Origin of the sequence: Desulfovibrio sp. (assembly GCF_009712225.1) — a bacterium.
Classification (GTDB): domain Bacteria; phylum Desulfobacterota; class Desulfovibrionia; order Desulfovibrionales; family Desulfovibrionaceae; genus Desulfovibrio.
This window is the reverse complement of record NZ_WASP01000006.1, coordinates 662,686-683,215: the sequence shown is the minus strand read 5'-3', so window position 1 is coordinate 683,215 and position 20,530 is coordinate 662,686. Positions and strand designations below refer to the sequence as shown.

At 53.3% G+C, this 20,530-nt stretch carries 19 protein-coding genes and 2 tRNA genes; 5 read left to right on the top strand and 16 right to left on the bottom strand.

What is annotated here, in order from left to right; translation table 11 throughout:
• Positions 1-72: 72 nt before the first annotated feature.
• From F8N36_RS08335 to F8N36_RS08315, 5 genes are all read right to left on the bottom strand, one after another.
• The gene (locus F8N36_RS08335; protein WP_291332334.1) at positions 73-783 is read right to left on the bottom strand and encodes a chemotaxis protein CheW; all 711 of its coding nucleotides are present in this window, start codon (positions 781-783) and stop codon (positions 73-75) included.
• Complete coding sequence (locus F8N36_RS08330) at positions 777-1,553, bottom strand: ParA family protein (RefSeq protein ID WP_291332333.1); 777 nt, start codon at positions 1,551-1,553, stop codon at positions 777-779. The genes F8N36_RS08335 and F8N36_RS08330 overlap by 7 nt, the downstream gene beginning before the upstream one ends.
• Positions 1,554-1,563: 10 nt before the next feature.
• The gene (locus tag F8N36_RS08325) at positions 1,564-2,400 is read right to left on the bottom strand and encodes a protein-glutamate O-methyltransferase CheR (RefSeq protein WP_291332601.1); all 837 of its coding nucleotides are present in this window, start codon (positions 2,398-2,400) and stop codon (positions 1,564-1,566) included.
• Between the two features lie 599 nt (positions 2,401-2,999).
• Complete coding sequence (locus F8N36_RS08320) at positions 3,000-4,931, bottom strand: HEAT repeat domain-containing protein (protein ID WP_291332332.1); 1,932 nt, start codon at positions 4,929-4,931, stop codon at positions 3,000-3,002.
• Positions 4,932-4,954: 23 nt separating this feature from the next.
• The gene (locus F8N36_RS08315) at positions 4,955-6,019 is read right to left on the bottom strand and encodes a chemotaxis response regulator protein-glutamate methylesterase (protein ID WP_291332331.1); all 1,065 of its coding nucleotides are present in this window, start codon (positions 6,017-6,019) and stop codon (positions 4,955-4,957) included.
• A 122-nt stretch (positions 6,020-6,141) separates the two neighbouring features.
• Between F8N36_RS08315 and F8N36_RS08310 the strand changes: the two genes are divergently transcribed.
• Positions 6,142-6,219: transfer RNA gene (locus F8N36_RS08310), tRNA-Pro, on the top strand.
• Between the two features lie 333 nt (positions 6,220-6,552).
• Here the strand turns inward: F8N36_RS08310 and F8N36_RS08305 are convergent.
• The 6 genes from F8N36_RS08305 to F8N36_RS08280 form a co-directional block, all read right to left on the bottom strand.
• On the bottom strand, positions 6,553-7,779 hold the full coding sequence (locus F8N36_RS08305; protein WP_291332330.1) for an LL-diaminopimelate aminotransferase: 1,227 nt from the start codon (positions 7,777-7,779) through the stop codon (positions 6,553-6,555).
• A 14-nt stretch (positions 7,780-7,793) separates the two neighbouring features.
• A complete protein-coding gene (gene dapF / locus F8N36_RS08300; protein ID WP_291332329.1) occupies positions 7,794-8,651 on the bottom strand; it encodes a diaminopimelate epimerase in 858 nt (285 codons plus the stop codon).
• A gap of 322 nt (positions 8,652-8,973) precedes the next feature.
• Complete coding sequence (locus tag F8N36_RS08295) at positions 8,974-11,166, bottom strand: glutamine synthetase III (protein ID WP_291332328.1); 2,193 nt, start codon at positions 11,164-11,166, stop codon at positions 8,974-8,976.
• 50 nt (positions 11,167-11,216) lie between these two features.
• Positions 11,217-11,555, bottom strand: a complete 339-nt coding sequence (locus tag F8N36_RS08290) for a P-II family nitrogen regulator (protein ID WP_291332327.1) — start codon at positions 11,553-11,555, stop codon at positions 11,217-11,219.
• A gap of 28 nt (positions 11,556-11,583) precedes the next feature.
• Positions 11,584-12,792, bottom strand: a complete 1,209-nt coding sequence (locus F8N36_RS08285) for an ammonium transporter (RefSeq protein WP_291332326.1) — start codon at positions 12,790-12,792, stop codon at positions 11,584-11,586.
• Positions 12,793-13,336: 544 nt separating this feature from the next.
• The gene (locus F8N36_RS08280; RefSeq protein WP_291332325.1) at positions 13,337-14,944 is read right to left on the bottom strand and encodes a sigma 54-interacting transcriptional regulator; all 1,608 of its coding nucleotides are present in this window, start codon (positions 14,942-14,944) and stop codon (positions 13,337-13,339) included.
• A 262-nt stretch (positions 14,945-15,206) separates the two neighbouring features.
• On the opposite strand from F8N36_RS08280, the gene F8N36_RS08275 reads away from it, so the two are divergent.
• Positions 15,207-15,283: transfer RNA gene (locus F8N36_RS08275), tRNA-Glu, on the top strand.
• Between the two features lie 32 nt (positions 15,284-15,315).
• Here the strand turns inward: F8N36_RS08275 and F8N36_RS08270 are convergent.
• The 4 genes from F8N36_RS08270 to F8N36_RS08255 all read right to left on the bottom strand — a co-directional run bounded on the left by F8N36_RS08270 (position 15,316) and on the right by F8N36_RS08255 (position 17,964).
• Positions 15,316-15,561, bottom strand: coding sequence for a hypothetical protein (locus tag F8N36_RS08270; RefSeq protein WP_291332324.1), 246 nt, complete (start codon positions 15,559-15,561; stop codon positions 15,316-15,318).
• A gap of 585 nt (positions 15,562-16,146) precedes the next feature.
• Complete coding sequence (locus F8N36_RS08265) at positions 16,147-16,629, bottom strand: GNAT family N-acetyltransferase (protein ID WP_291332323.1); 483 nt, start codon at positions 16,627-16,629, stop codon at positions 16,147-16,149.
• Between the two features lie 57 nt (positions 16,630-16,686).
• Complete coding sequence (locus F8N36_RS08260) at positions 16,687-17,535, bottom strand: hypothetical protein (RefSeq protein WP_291332322.1); 849 nt, start codon at positions 17,533-17,535, stop codon at positions 16,687-16,689.
• A 78-nt stretch (positions 17,536-17,613) separates the two neighbouring features.
• Positions 17,614-17,964, bottom strand: a complete 351-nt coding sequence (locus F8N36_RS08255; RefSeq protein ID WP_291332321.1) for a GrlR family regulatory protein — start codon at positions 17,962-17,964, stop codon at positions 17,614-17,616.
• A 368-nt stretch (positions 17,965-18,332) separates the two neighbouring features.
• Here F8N36_RS08255 and F8N36_RS08250 point away from each other — a divergent pair, with 368 nt between their 5' ends.
• The 3 genes from F8N36_RS08250 to F8N36_RS08240 all read left to right on the top strand — a co-directional run bounded on the left by F8N36_RS08250 (position 18,333) and on the right by F8N36_RS08240 (position 20,299).
• Positions 18,333-19,463, top strand: a complete 1,131-nt coding sequence (locus tag F8N36_RS08250) for a hypothetical protein (protein WP_291332320.1) — start codon at positions 18,333-18,335, stop codon at positions 19,461-19,463.
• Between the two features lie 143 nt (positions 19,464-19,606).
• Positions 19,607-19,969 (top strand): type II toxin-antitoxin system RelE/ParE family toxin, encoded by a 363-nt coding sequence (locus F8N36_RS08245; protein WP_291332319.1) that lies wholly within the window; start codon positions 19,607-19,609, stop codon positions 19,967-19,969.
• A 9-nt stretch (positions 19,970-19,978) separates the two neighbouring features.
• The gene (locus F8N36_RS08240; protein ID WP_291332318.1) at positions 19,979-20,299 is read left to right on the top strand and encodes a DNA-binding transcriptional regulator; all 321 of its coding nucleotides are present in this window, start codon (positions 19,979-19,981) and stop codon (positions 20,297-20,299) included.
• Positions 20,300-20,302: 3 nt separating this feature from the next.
• Here the strand turns inward: F8N36_RS08240 and F8N36_RS08235 are convergent, their stop codons facing one another.
• A complete protein-coding gene (locus F8N36_RS08235; protein WP_291332317.1) occupies positions 20,303-20,527 on the bottom strand; it encodes a helix-turn-helix domain-containing protein in 225 nt (74 codons plus the stop codon).
• Between the last annotated feature and the right edge of the window lie 3 nt (positions 20,528-20,530).

The window sequence follows — 20,530 nt, the reverse complement described above, 5'->3', positions numbered from 1 at the left end:
AATTCACAGAACCCTAGAGATTATTCAGATTGTTGGCAAGTCGAATATGTCAAAGTGCCAACTACGCTGAGGTCATACCTCTATAAGCTTTTCCACGATCAGTTCAGGGTCGATAATACCGTGGAGGCGCTCGCCAATATTGGCCAACCCACACAAGAAGTCGGCCCCTTCGCCCAGTTGCGCCTCAATATTCCAGCTTATGCTGTCTTTTGAAACCATGTACATGGTATGCACCTTGTCGATTATCAGGCCCAGTTGCATGTCGTCGGTTCCACAAACAATGATAAAACTCTTTTCCGTGTAGCGCATGGTCTGGTCTGTGGTCAGCAGGGCATCCAGGTGCAGCAGGGGGGTAACCTTGCCGCGCAGGTTGACCACACCTGCGATAAAAGGCGGTGCCATGGGCAGCCTTGTCAGAGGCATGTAGCGCAGCACCTCAACAATGACTGAAACTGGCAGCAAAAAAACCTGTTCGCGAATGTAAAACGAAACCATCTGTACCTGTTCAAGCGCTGCCAACCGGGTACGCAGCGAAGGGGCGTGGGCTCCTGATTCCTTGCGCCCGGCCGGGTGTGCCTCATCGCCAAGCCCATGGGCGGCGCTGGTGGTTTGGGCAGCACCGGCAAGCACCTGCTCCGGTTCCTGCACCGGCATATCCTGCAGCGCGTCACTGCCAAGATATTTTTGTACAAATGCCTGCTCAGCTGCGCTCAGCGTTGAATCCGCAGGCTGCGGTACGGCAAGGCACTGGTCGGCAAAGTATTCTTCGGGCGTTTTTACCATAGTTTTAGCACTTCCTGCGCAAGCGAATCATAACCAATGGCTCCCCGTGAGCGGGCATCAATGTCATAAATGGTGCAACCCTGGGCGCTGGCCTCGCGAAAATGCGTGTCTACGCCAATGACTGTCGAAAACATGGATTGTCCCATCTTGCGGCGCATCAGTTCAAGAACCCGGGTGCACGCCTTTGCCCTTTTGTCATACATGGTCGGAACCGCCCGGTAGCGGATGGCCCTGCCCAATGCCTTGTTCAACGTGTGCAGCGTGTCAAACAGCAGTTTGAGCCCGTGCAGGGCAAGAAAATCTGTCTGGATCGGTATTATCAGCAGGTCTGAGGCCACCAGGGCGTTGACCAGCAGTATGCCCACATGGGGCGGACAATCCAGAATAATATAATCATAGTTATCGCGAATATGCGCAATGCTGCGCAACAGCACGCTGCCTTTGGCCTGCCGCTCGCGAAAATCTACCTCAAGCTCCGACAGGCGTATGCTGCCGGGGGCTACGTCCACGCCCGGCAGCGCCGCCGGATGGATCAGGTCAGGCCACAGAACCGGCCACGTTTCTTCCTGAGCAAGAAACAGGTCATGCAGGCTGCAGTTTATGCCCTCAGGATATATGCGCGCATGCAATGTGGCACAGGCATGCGGGTCCAGGTCGAGCACAAGTATCTTTTTGCCCATACGAGCCAGCGCGCTGCTCAGCGTGATGGAAGTGGTAGTTTTGCCTACGCCCCCTTTCTGATTGGCAATGGCCAGTATCTTTGCGCACATGTATTCAGCATCAGCTCATTTTTCTGTAAACAATAGTGCCCTTGTGGTGCTCAAGCTGAAATGCGCGGCTGATATTGTGCAGCGATTCGGAATGCCCGATAAGCAGCGCGCCATTGATTTCGAGGTTGTCGTAAAAGGCGTTGATGACCTTGCGCTTCATTTCGTCGTCAAAATAGATGATGACGTTGCGGCAAAAGACGATCTGCGACTTTTCAACCCGCTTGAGCTGTTCCCTGTCGTTCAGGTTGATCTGCCCGAATGATATGAGCGATTTCAGTTCAGGCTTGATCTTGTACTGGGTGTCTTCCTTGATGAAGTAGGCGTCTGCAATTTCCTTGGGGGTGGTGCGCAGGGCGTAGTCGTTGTACACGCCACGCCGGGCCGCCGCCAAAACAGCCTCGGAAAGGTCATTGGCGGTGATCTTTATGTCCCAGCTGGAAATTTCGCTCTTGAGCACCTCGTGCAGGATGATGGCCAGCGTATAGGGTTCTTCGCCGGTGGAGCAGCCCGCAGACCAGATGCGCAGCTTTTTGCGCCCCGCCTTGCGGCACTGGTCAAGAATGTCGGGCAGCACGCTTTTCTGGAATACCTCGAGCTGTGGCGGATTACGGAAAAAGCTTGTCTCGTTGGTGGTAACAACCTCAAAGAGTTTGTTAAGCTCTGTGCGGCGGCTGCCGTCAAACCGAAGAAAATTGTAGTAATCGTTGTAGCTTTTAAGGTTCAGTTCCTTGATGCGGTTGGAAAGCCGGTTTTCCACAAGGTACTTTCGATTTTCAGCAATGAAAATGCCACACTGCTGGTAGATAAAATCGCGCAGCTGCAGAAATTCCTCGTCAGATATCTGCAGATCCTTACGAAAGGGCGATGCAGCGCGGGCTGCGTCTGCTGGCTGTGTGGGCGAGCGAAAGGCCGCAGCGGGCGTGAGCGGCGGACGCAGGGCGCTTGTGGCGGGCTGCGTCGATGGGCGCTGGGCCGCCATGCCGCCAGCAAGCGTGGGGCTTGCCGGGCGCGTGGGCAGGGTTGAACCCAGGGGCGGCCTGTTTGCGCTAAACCCGGATTGGCCAAGGCCCGTTTGACCCAGACCAGACTGATTAAGGCCAGACTGGCCCAACGGGGGGCGTGCTGCTGCCGCAGGCGTGCTGCCAAGCCCACTGCCCAGGCCAGAGGCGGGCGTTGTGGGCCGAAAAGCAGAACCCGCCGGAGCGGCTCCCGCCGGTTGGGCAGGTGTGCCAAGAGGCGGGACAGCGGATTTAAAGGGAGAAGCTGGCGCGGGAGTGGCTGGTCTTGGCGGCACAGCTGGCGCAGTACCTGCCGTTGCCGGTGTACCGAGCCTTGGCCGCTGCTCTGCCAGTGTTGAGGGCGTAGCGCTGCCGGTCGACGTGGTGCCACTGGTCTGGCCAGAGCCGAGTGGGCTTTTGGGAAATAACGTAGGGGGCTGAGACATACCTACTCCTGTTCGGCCTGGATCATTGCCAAGGCTTCTTCCGACGCATGCTGAATCTCAGTATCTTCATGATTCATCATGCCGAGCAGCACACTGAAGGCCACATTACCACCGATTTTGCCAAGAGCCTCAACAATTTTGAGAGCAACCATGGGGCTGGCACTTTCAAGCATCTGGGCCAGTTGCGGTACCGCATCGGCTACCCTGTGCATGCCCAGCGCGTCTATGGCACGGATGCGAACCCATTCATTCTCATCGTTAAGCGCATTGAGAATGTATGGCAACACAGTCGAAGAACCGATTTGTCCCAGCAGGTCGATCACGGCAAGGCGAACGTCCTTGTCTTCATCAGCCAGACGGGGCAAGAGCAGCGGCAGGAATTCTTCTGCCTGCTCGCCGAGGTTTAAAAATGCCTCAACCGCCACCTGACGCGTACGCGGGTACTCGTCTTCAAGCGCAGCGGTAATTTCTGCCATATTTTCGGCGATGCTGTAGCGCCCAAGGGCGTACACGGCCATCATGCGCTGCATTGGGTCTTCGCCTCTGGCGCGTTCCTTGAACAACTCGTTGAGCTTGGGGCTGTGCAGGTTGATGCAGGCCTCAAGCGCCATTTCCTTCACGTCCAGATACTTGTGGTCGATCTGGGCAAAGACGAGATCTTCCACATCGGGGCAGGTGGGGTGATTGCCAAAAAATACCAGAGCGCTCTTGAGCACTTCGGCATCTTCAGAATCATTCATGATGGTGACAAAGAAGGGGGAATCGTCGCAATCGCCAAGCAGGGCCATTTCACCGGCGGCCATGCGTTGCAGTTCGGGGCTGACGTTCCAGAAAATTTCCTTGAGGTCGGCCACGCAGCGGCTGTCTGCCATGAGGTGGCAAGCTTCCATGGCCAGCAGAATGCGCGCTTCTTCCTTGCTTGTGATGGCAGCGCGGACGGCATCGTTATAGCCGATGGCCGCAATGGCTTTGATCGCCGCTTCGTACAGTTCGTCCTGCCGGTCCTTATCGAGCCCGGCGGTCATGTCGATGATCGGGCCGGTGCAATCCTCTGCGCCGATGGAACTCAGGCCTTGCAACGATGCCATCAGGATGTCCTCATCGTTGTCGGTGAGGGCATCAAGCATGTAGGCGCGCATACGTTCCTGCGACTTGACCGCAAGCAGCGAGAGCCCCTTGCCGCCGAGAATCTGCACAATGGCCTTTACTATCTTGTGGCGCAGGGCCTCGCGCACGTTTTCGAGTGAGCTGAAGAGCAGGGGGATGGATTTTACGTCGCCCATGTCGCCCAGCGCGTCCACAATGGCCGAGCTGACCAGGGGTGAAGCCTGGTTGAGCAGCTTAACGAGGGCGCTTACAGCCGAGTAATCCTTGATTTTTGCCAGGGCTTCCACCACGGCAAACTGTACCCACTCTTCATCGTGCATGGCCTGGCAAAGCGCATTGACAGCTTCGGGAAAGGCCAGTGTGCCAAGGCTTACGGCGGCCTGATAGCGCACGTTTACTTCCGGATCTTTGAGCAAAGCGCGGCACAGCAGCAGACAGGACTGGTGTGTGCGGCAGTAACCAAGAATATCGGTTACAAAGATGCGCAGGTCGGCATCGTCATTCTGCAGGTAGGGCTGAATGCTTTCTATGCTGTCCGAACCGATTTCGCGCAGAATGTCCATGGCCACATTGCGCACAGGTGCTTCGTCACTGCGCAGCAGGGGTAACAAGGCAATAACCACCTGAGGGCCGCGTATTTTGCGCAGGGCGTACTCTGCCGCTTCCTGAACGCCCACACTGGGGCTTTTGATGTGTTCGCAGAGCATGGGAACCGCATCTTGCAGCCCCTGGTCGCCCGCGCTGAATGCCGCGTCGCGGATCGCGTCATTTGCGCCAGATTGCAAGGCTTCAAGAATTGCTTTGTGCTGGGAATTTTCCATGTTCATAGTCATGTCCTGCTACTGTGGGGTCAGCCTCTGACCGTTGTGATGATAGCGTTAGCAATATCGTCCACATCAAGTATGAGATTGGCAAGCTTGTTATCTACAACTGCCTTGGGCATACCGTAAACCACACACGAGGCTTCGTTTTGCGCAATAAGGCAGCCGCCCTTTTCGCGAAGCACCTTTGAGCCTTCGCATCCGTCTGAACCCATGCCGGTGAGAATTACCCCCAGGGTACGCCTTCCCATCGCCTTGCCCGCAGTTTCAAAAAGCACGTTTGCAGACGGCTTGTAAAGGGCATCGCGGGGTTCTTCTGCCACAAATATTTCGGGCAGGGGGCCGCGCATGCGTATGCCAATGTGCTTGCCCCCAGGGCAGACGTAGGCGTGGCCAGTTTTAAATTTGTCGCCATCCTTGGCCTCGGTGACGCCGATCTTGCACACGCTGTCCAGACGCTTGGCAAAAGGATTTGTGAACGCCGCTGGCATGTGCTGCGCAATAAGTATGCAGGCGGGTAGATCCTCTGGCAGCGTCGACAGAATTTTTTGCACTACCGGCGGGCCGCCGGTGGAAACACCAATCACCACCAAATCTCTTGGGCCCTGGCAGGGCGTTTGAACGTAATCGGCTGGCTGTGAAGGCAGCGGGCGTTGAACCGGAACCTGAATCTGGTTTATGCGCCTGTATTTGAGTTTGATGATGGTTTTACGTCTTGCAATGGCCCGTACTTTCTTTTGCAGCTCGGCAGCAAAGCTTTCGCGGTCGCTGCTGATGTTCTTGGGAATAAAATCGAGCGCGCCGTATTCAAGCGCTTTCAACGTACTTTCTGCGCCGCTCTGCGTGAGCGAACTCACCATCAGCACAGGAAGAGGCGTTTTTTTCATGAGCTGCTGCAAAACCCCCAGGCCATCCAGCTTGGGTAGATCCACATCAAGAGTCATTACGTCTGGGTCCAGCTCCTCGGCTTTTTGTAAGGCCTCTTGTCCATTGCGGGCTGTGCCGACGATTTTGATTTCAGAATCCTGCTCCAAGAGCGAGGTGATGGTGTTACGCATAAAGGTTGAATCATCAACCACAAGGACACTAATCATAGGGTAAGCTCACTCCAAAAAATTCTCTCACTAGTTTTGATATGCTACGTCAGGCATTATTTTTTTACAAATAAAAAATCACTTGCCAAAGTGCTCAGTCTTGCTTATGTTCCCTTTCTCAACGGGATGTGGCTCAGCTTGGCTAGAGCGCAGCGTTCGGGACGCTGAGGCCGCGCGTTCAAATCGCGCCATCCCGACCAGCAAAATCAAGGGTTTACGGTAACCACCGTAAGCCCTTTTTTTGTTTTGATGCTACGTAGTCTCAATATGGTTCGCCCTCATGGTGTTGTGACAGCCCCGGATTAACATGTTCGCACTATTCAGATCAGCCACACTTGCAGCGTGATTTGCAGTTGCATAGGCAACATTTTTTGCGTCTTGCCTGCTATTATCGGTTAAAAAGCCCGTTCCAACAGGGGTGCTTGTGGCATCCGCAGTGGGAACGGGCTTTTCGATTACGGGGTATGCTGCAAAAGTGCAGTCTATGCTTGCTACTGCCTCATTGGCAGAGTGGTATTTTACTGCGCAGAAGCCTAGCTCAGCGAGGCAAGGCGCTTGATGGCTTCTTCCGTATCGGCGGGAGAGCCAAAGGCCGTGAGGCGTACATACCCTTCGCCAGAAGCACCAAAGCCCGCGCCAGGGGTGCACACCAGTGCCGTGTTGTTCAGCACATGGTCAAAGAAGCCCCACGAGGTCATGCCATCGGGCACTCGCACCCAGATGTAGGGGGCGTTGACGCCGCCGTAGACAGAAAGACCCATGGCGGTGGTGGCAGCGCGCAGGTTTTCTGCATTGCGCTGATACCCGTGAATCACGTCCATCACCTGTGCCCGGCCTTCCGGGCTGTAGATGGCGGCTGCGGCACGCTGCACGATATAGGGGCAGCCGTTGTACTTGGTGCACTGGCGGCGGTTCCACAGGCTGTTAAGGGCGATCTTGCCGCCCTTGCCGTCGCTGATATGCAAGGCCTTGGGCACAACCGTGTAGGCGCAACGCAGGCCGGTGAAGCCGGCGGTTTTCGAGAAGCTGCGGAATTCCACGGCCACTTCCTGCGCGCCTTCCAGCTCATAAATGCTGTGCGGAATGGAGCTGTCAGTAATGAAGGCCTCGTAGGCAGAGTCATACAGAATGACGCAGCCTTCGCGGCGCGCATAGTCTACCCAGCCCTGAAGGGCCTGGCGCGAAAGCACCGTGCCCGTGGGGTTGTTGGGGTAGCACAGATAGATGATGTCGGGCCGGGTTTTGGGAAATTCCGGCACAAAGTCGTTTTCCTTGAGGCAGGGCAGGTACACAAGCCTGTTCCACTGCTTGCCATCAAATTCGCCAGAGCGGCCTGCCATGGCGTTGGAATCCACATAGACAGGGTAAACCGGGTCGGTAACGGCCACGATGCTGTCTGCGGCAAACAGTTCCTGAAAATTGCCCACGTCGGACTTGGCTCCGTCGCTCACGAACACTTCGTCGGCGCTCAGATCAACGCCGCGCGCCTTGTAGTCGTGCTCGACAATGATTTCGCGCAGGAAGGCGTAGCCCTGTTCCGGGCCGTAGCCGTGGAAGGTAGGGGCGTCGCCCATGTCATCCACAGCCTTGTGCAGGGCTGCCACAACAGCAGGCACGAGCGGGCGGGTCACGTCGCCGATGCCCAGGCTGATAACGCGCTTTTCGGGGTTTGCTTCCCTGAAGGAGGCGACCTTGCGGGCTATTTCCGCAAAAAGATAGTTACTTTGCAGCTTGAGAAAATTGCTGTTTACGCTGGTCATCACATTCCTCTGAATCAGATGTGGTAAGTACCGGTGAAGACGGTAACGGCCCCGCCGGTCATATAAACATGGTTTGAAATTTCGTCCCAATGGATGTGCAGGGTGCCGCCCTTGAGCTCGACATCAAGCTCACGGCCAGTGAGCTTGTTGAGCACGCAGGCCACGGCCACGGCGCACGCGCCGGTACCGCAGGCCAGGGTTTCGCCGGCACCGCGTTCCCACACGCGCATTCTCACCTTGGTGGAAGAGATCACTTCCACAAATTCGGTGTTGGTGCGCTGCGGAAAAAGCCTGTGGTGTTCAAAGCTGGGGCCGATCTTGGGCAGATCCAGATCGTCAATGCCCTTCATGAACACAACCGCATGCGGGTTGCCCATGGAAACGGCGGTAATATCGTAGCCAGCGCCGTCAACCTCAACGGGGCGGCCCACAAAACGCTGGGCATTGGTGTCGCCCTCTACCAGCACGGGAATGTTGGCGGGGGTCAGCACTGGTTCACCCATGTCTACTGTTGCGCCGCAAACTTCGCCGCCTTCAAACAGCAGGCGAACAATTTTTTCACCGGCGCGGGTTTCAACGCGGATGACATCCTTGGCAATGATGCCGTGGTCGTGAACATATTTGCCCACGCAGCGAATGGCGTTGCCGCACATTTCCGCTTCAGAACCGTCTGAATTGAACATGCGCATGCGCACGTCAGATGTGCCGGAAGGCAGAATAAGCACCAGACCGTCAGAGCCAACACCAAAATGCCTGTCGCTGATCTGGCGGGCGAGGTCGTTGGGGTTCTCCACACGTTCTTCAAAGCCATTCACATAGACATAATCGTTGCCGATGCCCTGCATTTTTGTAAAGCGCAGTGTCGCAGCCATATATACTCCTTATCATACGGGGGGCCGAAACAGGCTGCCCATAATTATCTTGGCAGTATCACAAATAAGTATTTATTCTGATTCAAGGCAAAAGTAAACACAGTGCGGCCTGACCGGTGCCGAACGCATGCCCGCAGCCAGAGGCGCAAAAAAAAGCGGAGAGCCGCCAGACTCTCCGCTTGATGACCACTGGCCTTCGCCGTCCGTTGCGGCGAACGGCGAGGCCTGTGGCTCCCTGCAGCTAAACCGCAGGGGCCGGAGGCAAGGAGACCATCTTCCCCCCCGGGATGAGACCCCCTGCCCCCAACTATTTCTTAACGACCTAGTGAGCCCAAAGCAGTTCTGCATACTTGGGCAGAACCCACAGGTCGTCTTCAACCAGACGTTCAAGAGCGTCGGCATGGGTGCGGCATTCGTTCATGGCGGGCAGAATGCCGTCACGAGCGGCCTTGGCCTGTTCCAGCGCACCTTCGGTGCACAGGGCTTTTTCCACGGCCTTTTCCAGCACCACTACACCCTTCTGGAGTGCAACGACGTGCCCGCGCACTTCGTTAAAGTATTCCTCTTCGCTGCCAGCAGCCTTGTCGCCAAGCACTGCGCGGGTTTTAACAACCGCGTCGGCAGCTTTGTTCTGGGCTGTGAGGCTGGGCGGCAGCACAGAGGCGCGAATCATGTCGGCCATGAGGTTGCCTTCGATGCACACGGTCTTGCTGTAGTTTTCCAGCAGGATATCCTGACGCGAAAGAATTTCGCGTTCGGTCAGGATGCCGTGGCGCAGGAAGACGTTCATGACGTCGGGATCGCTGTAGTGTTCAAGGGCGGTCACGGTGTTGTTGTAGTTGGGCAGGCCGCGGCGTGCGGCTTCTTCGGCCCAGGATTCAGCATAACCATTGCCATTGAAGACGATGGGCATGTGTTCCTTGAACAGGCGGGGCAGCAGAGCCTGCAGAGCCGCGTTCAGCTCGGTGCCAGCGGCAACGGAAGCTTCGAGTTCGGTGGCAATGTCGTCCAGGGCGCTGGCCACGGCCGCGTTCAGGGCGATGTTGACCGGAGCCACAGACTGCGAGGAGCCCACGGCGCGGAACTCAAACTTGTTGCCGGTGAAGGCAAACGGGCTGGTGCGGTTGCGGTCGGAGAGATCCACGGGCAGCGGGGGCAGGGTAGAAACGCCCACTTCCATGACCGCGCTTTTCTTGTTCTTGGAGCCCTTGCCATTGATGATGGTGTCGAGCACGTCGGTAAGCTGTTCGCCCAGGTAGACGGACAGGATGGCCGGCGGGGCTTCGTTGGCACCAAGACGATGGTCGTTGCCAGCACCCACGGTACCGAGGCGCAGGGCTGCGCTGTGCAGATGCACGCCACGCAGCACGGCGGCCAGGAATACCAGGAACTGGGCGTTGTCCACCGGCGTGGAACCAGGGTTGAGCAGGTTGTTGCCGTCAGAATCGCTGATGGACCAGTTGTTGTGCTTGCCGCTGCCGTTTACGCCAGCAAAGGGCTTTTCGTGCACCAGGCACACAAAACCGTGCTTGCCAGCCATGTGGCGCATCATGTTCATGCAAAGCATGTTGTGATCGCAGGCAATGTTGGCTTCTTCGTACACAGGGGCGATTTCGAACTGACCGGGGGCCACTTCGTTGTGGCGGGTCTTGGCCGGAATGCCCAGTGAACGCAGCTCGTTTTCCAGATCCTGCATGAAGCTCATCACGCGGGGAGGAATGGAGCCAAAGTAGTGGTCTTCCATTTCCTGACCTTTGGGCGAGGTGGCACCAATCAGGGTGCGACCAGCCAGCAGAAGGTCGGGACGCAGGGCAGCCAGGTTTTTGTCAACCAGGAAGTATTCCTGTTCTGGGCCCACATTGGCACGCACGTAGGTAGACGAGGTGTTGCCAAAGAGCTTGAGAATACGCGAGGCCTGACGCGACAGGGCCGATATGGAGCGAATGAGCGGGATCTTGCGGTCAAGAGCTTCGCCCGAATACGAGTAAAAGTACGTAGGAATGTGCAGGGCTGCCCCATAGGGAGAGGGGATGATGAACACCGGCACGGAAGGATCCCACGCGGTATAGCCGCGGGCTTCAAACGTGGAACGGATGCCGCCTGAAGGGAACGAGGAGGCGTCCGGCTCACCACTGATCAGCATCTTGCCAGAGAACTCGCTGATGACCTGACCATCGACGGTGGGCGACAGAAAGGCGTCATGCTTTTCGGCAGTGAGGCCGGTCATGGGATGGAACCAGTGGGTGTAGTGCGTGGCACCGTTCTCAATGGCCCAATCCTTCATGGCGTTGGCGACCACATCGGCGATTTCAGGATTCAGACGTTCGCCGTCGCGGATGGTCTTGGCCAGCTTCTTGAACACATCCTTGGGAAGGCGCTTGCGCATGGTAGAGATGCCAAACACATAACGGCCAAAGATGTCTTCCGCGCTACGACCTACTTCATCAGCACTGCTGGGAGTAACCGCAGCAGTATTCACTGCCTTGAAGATTGCCTTTTTACGGGGGGAACTCATACCCTCGTCTCCTTTCTCGTTTTGTTGCTTAACACAGGCTTATACCCGGACTACAGAGCCTCGTCGCCTCGTTCACCAGTGCGGATGCGGATGGCGTCCAAAACTTCACTGATGAAAATTTTCCCGTCGCCAACCTGTCCCGTGCGGGAGATGGAAACCACAGCATTCAGAACAGTTTCCAGCATGTCGTCGTGCAGCACTACTTCCACCTTGATCTTGGGCAGGCAATCTACCTGCATGGTGGTGCCGCGATACACTTCGGTGTGCCCACGCTGACGACCAAATCCCTTGATTTCAACGTAGTTCAAGCCGTGGATGCCCATGTCGGTAAGCGCGTCCTTAACCTTGTCAAACATGCTGGGCCGGATGATGATTTCAAGCTTTTTCATAGGTCGTTCCTTTGCTGTTTCCCGTTGACTACAAGGAGTAGCCGCGTTCGTTGTGCTCGCTCAAATCGAGACCGGTGAATTCTTCCTCAGGCGTAACCCGCAGGCCGACTACAGCGTCAACCACATAGAGGATGATTCGGGAAACAATGTAGCAATAACCCCATGTAGCTACAATGGACACGATCTGGATCCAGGCCTGCTCGGGATTGCCGTAGAAGAGGCCGTCGCTGTTGTTGATGGCCGCGCAGGCGAACAGGCCGGTGGCAAGCGCACCCCAGGTGCCGCCGATGCCATGGATGCCGACCACGTCAAGGGCGTCGTCGTAGCCGAACTTGTTCTTGAGAAGCACGCCGCCGTAGCAGATGATGCCGCCAATAAAGCCGATGAGCATGGCGGGCAGCACTTCAACAAAGCCCGCGCCGGGGGTGATGGCCACAAGTCCGGCCAGCGCACCAGAGATGGCGCCAAGGCTTGTGGGCTTGCCGGTACGAATCCATTCAACGAGCATCCAGCCAAGAATACCGCAGGCAGAAGCCATGTGGGTGGTTACAAGAGCCTGACCAGCAAGAGGACCGGAAACCAGGGCGCTACCAGCGTTGAAGCCGAACCAGCCGAACCACAGCAGGCCGCCGCCAAGCAGGGTAAGGGGCAGGTTGTTGGGCGTGGCATGCGAGCTGCCGGTGGAAAGCCGCGGTCCAAGGGCCTGGGCACAGGCAAGAGCCGCCGCGCCAGAAGACATGTGCACAACTGCACCGCCAGCAAAGTCAAGGGCGCCCATTTTGCTCATCCAGCCGCCACCCCACACCCAGTGGGCCATGGGGGAGTAAACAAAGAGCAGCCACAAGCCAGAGAAAACAAGCATGGCAGAGAAGCGGATGCGCTCAGCGTAGGCACCAGATATAAGGGCCACGGTAAGAGCAGCAAACATGCACTGATAACCCATAAATACCGTATGGGGCAGCTGTGTGGCCGCAGGAGCCGACTCGCCGCCAACACCTTTGAGGAAGAGGTAGGAAAGGTCGCCGATAATGCCGCCCACGTCTTCACCAAAGGCCAGGGTGTAACCCACAACGGCCCACAGTACAGAGATCAGCGCCAGTGCGCCATAGCTGTGCATATGTGTGGACAGGATGTTGCGGGAGCGAACAAGGCCGCCGTAAAACAGGGCTAGTGCCGGGGTCATCAGCATGACCATCGAGGCGCAGATCAGAATAAATGCAGTATCCGAGGCGTTCATACGGACATCCTTCAGCGTAGTTCGAACCGGTGAGGGTGGCAGTGAGTCGCACAGTGCGGCTAGCTGGTTTTCCGTCGTTCCGTTCCGCGTTTAATAAAACCTCATCCTCGTGGGCGGCGCCATGCCCACTACTGCGATACAGCACCGCAGCAATGACCTGTATAGGCATGAAGTGTGCCAAAGTTGTTTTTCTCGGTATTAAAACTATTCAATATACTGATTTAATATTATTTTTTAATTTAATGAGCGCGGTGCTGTGAATGCAGACTCTTGCACGAATCGAATAATTTCTACGTTTGTGTTGAAAAAAAAGACCCTCCCTATGCGCCATTGGGGGACATGGGGAGGGTCTTTAGATATTGTTTTGTATTTTCGCTAGTTACGGAAAACAATCAAAAATACACAAAAATGTAGAAATAATTGATCAAAGTTGCAGTACTTGGTGTGTTTTCTGTGTAACTGTATTAATTTATTTAAAAAAATTTAAAAAAATCGGCCAAAACTGCCTTCCTAAAAATATACCTTTGCGTAGATTTTTATTTTTCTACTCATCGTCGCCCTTACGGTAAACAGGGCGGAACGCCTTGTAGGTGATGCCGTATTTTTTCATGCGCAGAGCCATTATTCTTTCTGTCAAACCAAGGCTGGCTGCGGCTTTGCCCATCTGACCCTGGCTGAATTCGAGTGCCTCGGTGATGGATGCGCGCTCGAGCTCGTCCAGCTGTTCCTGCAGACTGCCGGAAAGCCCCTGCCGGATGAGGCCGGGCGTAAGGCCTGTGCTCACAACCGCCCGGCTGCCGTGCAGGGCAGGGGGCAGGTGCTGGGGCAGCACCAGGCCTTCGCGGCCCAGCAGCAGCACCGCGCGTTCCATAACGTTTTCGAGCTCGCGTATGTTGCCAGGCCACGTGTAGCGTTGCAGCATGTCCATAACAGAGAGGGAAAGCCGCACATTGCTGCGGCCATTGGCCTGCGCGTATTTTTTGATGAAGTGGTTTGCCAGCGGCAGGATGTCTTCTGGCCGGAAGCTGAGCGGCGGCAAAAAGATGGGAAAGACATTAAGGCGATAGAAAAGGTCGCGACGGAAGGTTTCCTCTTCGACCATTTTTTCAAGATCGCGGTTTGTGGCCGTGATAAAGCGCACGTCCACATAGTGCGTTTCCATGCCGCCAAGGCGTTCAAATGCCCTTTCCTGCAGCACGCGCAGCAGCTTTGCCTGAGTCATGAGCGAAAGCTCGCCCACTTCGTCCAGAAACAGCGTACCGCCGTTGGCCAGCTCAAAGCGCCCCTTGCGGGTGGCATTTGCGCCGGTAAAGGCCCCACGTTCGTGGCCGAACAGTTCACTTTCAATAAGGTTTTCGGGCAGAGCGGCGCAGTTGAGCGAAATAAAGGGCTTGTTGGCGCGCGTACTGCCCGAATGGATGGAGCGTGCCGCCAGCTCTTTGCCCGTGCCGGATTCACCCTGCAGAAAAACCGTGGTGCTTGAGGGGGCGACCTGTGCAATCTGCGCATACACCTTTTGCATCACTTCAGAGTTGCCCACAAAGCCCCGTGGCCTAAGCGGAGAGGATGCTTCCTCATCCATGCGGCCCTGCGATTCAAGGGCCGCATGCCCAAGCAGGGTAGATATGATGGTGAGCAGGCGCATTTCGTCTTCAAGCGTGGCGTCGTCGACCAGCAGGTGGTCAACAGAAAGAGCGCCCACCACCTGGTCATTGAGCCGGATGGGAACGCAGATGAACGAAATACCTTCCTTGCCCAGATCGCGCGAGCGCGTGCGGTTAAGAAACAGGGGCTCTTCTGATACATTAGATATGTACATGGAGCGCCCGGTTTCGATGACACGCCCGGTGATGCCCTCGCCGCGAACGTAGCGGCCACGGCGGGCCTCTGCTGGTTTGAGGCCGTAGGCAGCCTCGATGCGTATCTCGCCGCTGTTGGGTGAAATGAGCGTGATGGCGCCGCGCATCATGTGCAGGTGTTCTGCCATGAGCTGGAGCGCCTTGTTCAAGGCAACACCCACATCTGTGGCAGAGTTCACCACGTTGGAAAGGTCCAGAAGAAGGCGCAGTTGCTCTTCGCGGTGGCTGTCTGCCGTGGCAGAAGAGCGCGTCGCGTTGCCGGAACGGGGAGTTGTGTTGCCAGATTTTTGCATGGCGTGTGTATACCCCAGGCCGGGGCAAATTTGCAATGTGTAGAGGGGGTAAGCGCCGCACGTAATGTGTAAAAACGTGCGCCGCCGGCTGATGCGCTTGGGGAGCGGCGCGGGCAGTATGCTGCGCGAGTGGGGATGCTCATCGAGGGCGGCGGAGCAATACCTTCACATTGCCCATATGCCCATTGAAAAAAAATTAGAAAATTTGGTACACATGCTTGACACTTGAGAACCTTTGCCGTAGATACACCCTTCACGACGCGTCCCCATCGTCTAGCCGGCCCAGGACAACGGCCTTTCACGCCGTCGACAGGGGTTCAAATCCCCTTGGGGACGCCAATTGAATTCAAAGGGTTAACGTAGTTGCCCTATTACTGTATGGCATTGGTTACAATGCCTTGGTTACAAGATGCCTCACGAGCTTGACCCTCGTGGGGCATTACTTTTTCCAGCAGATTCTCTGCCGCAGAGCCGATCATGCTCTGGCCCAAAGCCTCCAAGATTCCATCCTGACTTCCATACAGGCCCGCAGACCGCACATAGCGGTCGGTGGTGGTCGCACGGCTGTGGCCAAGGAATACCTGTGCGCCATTGAGGCCCATAGCCTTGAATGTCACCGCCGCCGAGCAATGCCTGATGGCATGAAAGCCAAAAGGCTTCACACCAGCCCGTTTGCAGAGCGTGCCCATAAGCTTGCTGCGCTGCTGAAGGCGGCACCGGCTGACGCAATTTTGCAGGTCACTTTTGCGAGGGTGTATGCCCAGAGTGGGGGGAGAGTCAGTGCAGGGTAGGGAGGATGAAGAAAATGGAGACAGAACTTTAAGAAATTTATTCTGTTATTTTAGTGTGATACATAAAACTTAAAGTAGTGCACTAAAAAAGCCCGCAACCTCAAGAGGCTGCGGGCTGATAGTTATGGCTGTTGGGGTTTAACCCAGCAAGGGCAGGGTGACCCGCACGGTGGGGGCCTGAGCGTTAACCTGCTCAAACACGCCTGGTCAGTCAGCGGACTACTTTTCCTTGTGGGTATTGTATCTCATCCACACCCGAAGATAATTACGAAGAAGCCCCCCAGTGGATAGACCACAGGCGCAAAAAAAACACGCTGTTTACGGAACGCGGGCACCGTTGCGTTCTAGGTGTTTTAGGCACCTAGCATTTCTGTGTCGTAGCCTTTTTACGCTGCAAAGTGATGGAACAAGCTATCCCTCTTTAACAAACTCATAGTGGAGAGCTGGTTTGCCAGAAACACTGTCTGTTATTGCCGTCGGTGGTTTAGGGAAAATTTTTGCTGCGAGTTTTTGGGAAGCTATATTTGCTGTTGATATGACAGCTTCAATGCCAAGTTTTTCACCTTTTGGGATAGGAAAACGTTCTAAAAATTCTTCCAATGCTTTTCGGGTGAGTTGTTCCCCAACGCCTTGCTTGCGAAACTCTTTGCCCACTGCTATTCCGAGTTGGAAGTACGGAATGCCGTTATCCCATCCTGATTGTGCTATTTGTAAAATGCCTTTTGCAATTTTATTTTTAAATGTTGCATAGGTAAACCGAGCACCAGAATCCACTTCATCAAAATACATCTTAATGTCAGGATGGAGTTTGCATGATTCAAGCTGAAGGCTGTCATTTTGAACTTCTTCTCGAAAACTCAAATACGCATCATGTGGATCAATAAATTTTGGCATAATAGCTCCCTTAAATCCTTGTGAACAATTTTTTTGAGAAAATATTCTTGAAAATATTTAAATACTTCTGCATCGACCAAGAAGACTTACAATGATTTGACGACGAACATCATGCTGCTTTTCCTGTGGTTCAATCTGGTCGCAGAGCTTAATTGCTAACATTGTATCTTGTGCAATAACAAGTCGATCATAAAAATTATTTAATTGTTTTGTTGTCTTATTATAGATGTAGAAGCATGTCCCGCCGATAAATTCCATTATGATGGATGAAACCCCAGAAACAACTGCCATTGTAATATTTCTATTTTCGTCAAAATAAAATATCCAAAAACCAGCGATTAGCGTTATAAAGCCCGCTATTATCAAAAAAATACTCATATTAAAACTTCTATATGACTGACGAATGTTTATTGTGTAATATTCATCAAGTCTATTTATATTTAACTGAACAGTATAAAATATATCTTTTTCAGATGAAACTTCATTTTGATCAGAACTTATCTGCAATTGAAGTTTTTCTCGTTCCTCCCAAATTCTTTCAAGATTTAATGAAAAAGGTTCATTGAAGTTAAATTTTGTAAACGAAATAAAAGTATAAAAAAGTAATATTGCACATAAAATTATTGTTACAAATAAACCATCATTTGATAATGCATTGAATTTTTCAAAATAATCAGCAAAAAATAATTTGCAGATTAGGGCTGATAATAAAAAGAAGCAAAGAAAAGCGATTAACGCTATCCTAACCCTAGGAAATGCCCTTAAAAATGGAATAAAATTTTTTGTCAAAATATCTGGAAGGTCGAGTATTAATGACCCAGAAAGCAAGCGTGGGGACTTCCGCCGTGAGTGAAATGTTGATTGAGTTATTTTTGTGGGTGGAAGTTCATCTGTATTTTTATTCATAGATGAGTTCTCGCTACTTATTACAGTTTTTTCTGCTGACCAAAAAAATTGCGAAATACGGATGCTATTCTTAGTGGATTACAATGTTTCCAATAGGGTCAGCACCGCATTAATTTTTATCCCCGGAAACTCGCGGGCGGTGGCGGTGAGCTGAATGGGTGTTGTTGCTGTTGTGCCCATGCCGCCGATAGTTCCGCTGCCGTCAATGGTGAGCTTTTCCACCGGGCCAAAAATAGAAACGCCAGAAGCAAGTCTGTGCTTTTTGGCCAGGAGCACAGCGGTTATGCCATCCCCTTGCTGCTGCCATTGCCCGGTGTAGGTGAAGGAGTGGTCGCCGCCTGCAAGCTTGCCATCCGGCATTATGACCAGAATACCCGCTCCGCTGTCACGATCATTCGCATACTGCAACGCATAGATACCTGTTTGCATGGGAACCTCCATTATTTAAGCCGCGCAGAGCGCCCGGCCTATTTCCTGCTCAACAGCCAACTAAGGCTGGGGCTTTGTCCCTTGAACATGGCAAGGCAAAGTACAGCGGCATCGATGGATTTGCTGCTGCTTTGCGAGCCTTCAATTTTTTATCCCTAATCTTTTCTCAAAATGTATCAATGAAAAAATAAGTCTTCAACGTATTCAACTGCTCTGAGAAAATGCACTTCGTCTCGTGCATAAGGCAGTTAATCCAGGCGTCAAACTTGCTTGATAAAAATCTATGCAAATGTCATTTATCGATTTATTGCTAAATTTGATTGAACAACTTACTCCAAAAATTCGATAAATCACTTTTGTGAGGCATTATGGCACGCCGTTCCCTTCGCCGCACACGTCCCAGGCTTGTTTTTGTTCCCGCATCGCCAATCTCAATATCGGCTAACAAGGCATCTACAGCGAGTATTGAAGATGCTTTGTCTTTGGTGCTGGAAAGTCTTCAAGGGGGCAAAATCGGTGATAGCCCCCTGTTTGATGGTCGATTTAATATTAATATTAAATTGAATGGTGACCAGTGGAACGGAGAATTTAACTACAAACTGGCAGAGTTTGTAATAAGAATACAACGTCAAATTTTATCTATTTACAATCAAAGTAATAATAAAAAACTTACATTTGCATCTTTACGTTCTGGTTATGATGAATTAATAGTAAATGTACGAGTTGATAGAGGCTGTACATTTGTAAAAATAAATATTGAAAATTGTCTTAAATACATTGCAAAAATTGCAGACGGAATGGATAGTAGCCATAAGACAATAGTGCTTTGCTCATTTTTTGCGTGTGTACTCATAGGCTCTTGCTATGTGTACGGTAAAAATGCTGACACGCAAATTGAACTTGCCCAAATCAATGCACAAAAAGAGATTCGTCTAGCAGAAGAAAAAACTCGCCAACAGTATGCTGAAATAGTTACCGAGGGCAAAAGGGCTGTAGGGCATCTTGTTGAGCCGATGGAGCATCTTGCCAGTTCCATGCGCGGCTCCGATACCGTCACAGTTGGGGAAAAATCCTACTCCAAGCCTGAGGCAGAAGAGGTTTTTCGCTCTGTTAAAAAGGTTGAATCGGCAGTTGCAGCTAAGACATATAAAATAGATGGAGAATATGACATCACGGACGTAGCGCTCAAGCAGCGGAGTATAGTGGTCGTTAAAGAAGGTAAGCGGCGTACCATCAGTACCCGTTTTTTGAGCGATGAAGAAATTACGCATTTGCATGACATTTATAGGGAAGCACAGATCGTTGATAATTATCCAAGAAATATTGATCTTCAGATCAATCTAGCTGTGCAGGATGGCAAATGGGATTCTGCCATGGTAGTTGGACTTGGCGAAAAGCGTCCAGGTTCCATTACCATTGGCGAGGCTATAGAAAATTCCAAACCGGTGAAGGTAGCTCAAAAAGAGCAAGCTTCTCTTTTTCCTGGAGAAGACCATTAACAAGTAGATGACGTTGGCGGTGTTGGTTCTAGTGCTGCTGCTGCCCTTCCTCCTGCCGACTAGTTTTTCCCCCGCCATTGACATCCGACATTGTGTGACATATCTGTATGTCATACAATGCGTGACACTTTGAGAGGCCTTTCTTGAGATTTTTCAAGCTTCGGAATTTTGAACGCTTTGCCATCAAGGAAGGCATACCAGACGAAGCCCTGATAGATATTGTTGCGCAAATGGAGTCCGGGCAGATAAATGCCAGTCTGGGTGGCCTGGTATACAAGCAGCGGTTGGCGCGGCAGGGCGAGGGAAAGTCTGGCGGCTACAGGGTTATTCTTTTCTATCGGCAGGGTGAGCGGGTGTTTTTTGCTTTTGGGTTTGCCAAGGCCAACATGGCAAATATAAGCCAAAAGGATCTGACCATCCTCAAGGAACAGGCCAAAGTGCTTATGCAGCAGCCAGAAGAAGCCCTGGGTATCATGCTGGAAAACGGCATCATCATAGAAATTTAGGAGCACACCATGCAGAACAAGTACCACAGCGAAATCGCGGCTGCCGTCCACGAAGACATGCGGGACATGTTCAAGCTTGGCGTTGTAGACAAGCAGACCATGCGCACGTTTGACGAACTGTGCCTTGTGCCCGTGCAGCCCATGACAGCGGAAGAAATTCGTACCCTGCGTGAACGGGAAGGACTCTCCCAGCCCGTGCTGGCGTGGTATCTGAATGTTTCCAAGAATCTCATTTCCGACTGGGAACGCGGCGTCCGCAAGCCCGGCGGGGCAGCACTCAAACTGCTGAATCTTGTCAAAACCAAGGGCGTGCAGGCAATCAGCCTGTAGGCGCTAGTCACTCAACACCGCCTGCCTCGCCAAATACCCCTCAAGGCTGCGCACGGTAATCTGCAAACCTTTGCGGCTGCCGATACGGAAGGCCTTGAGGTGCCCGGCCTCAATCAGCTTATAGACCCACGAGCGGGAGCAGCTCAGCATTTCCGCAGCCCGCATCACATTCACCCGCGCGCCGTCAGCGGTGCGGTCATAGGGCAGGTTCACTCTTTGTCTAGCCATTGC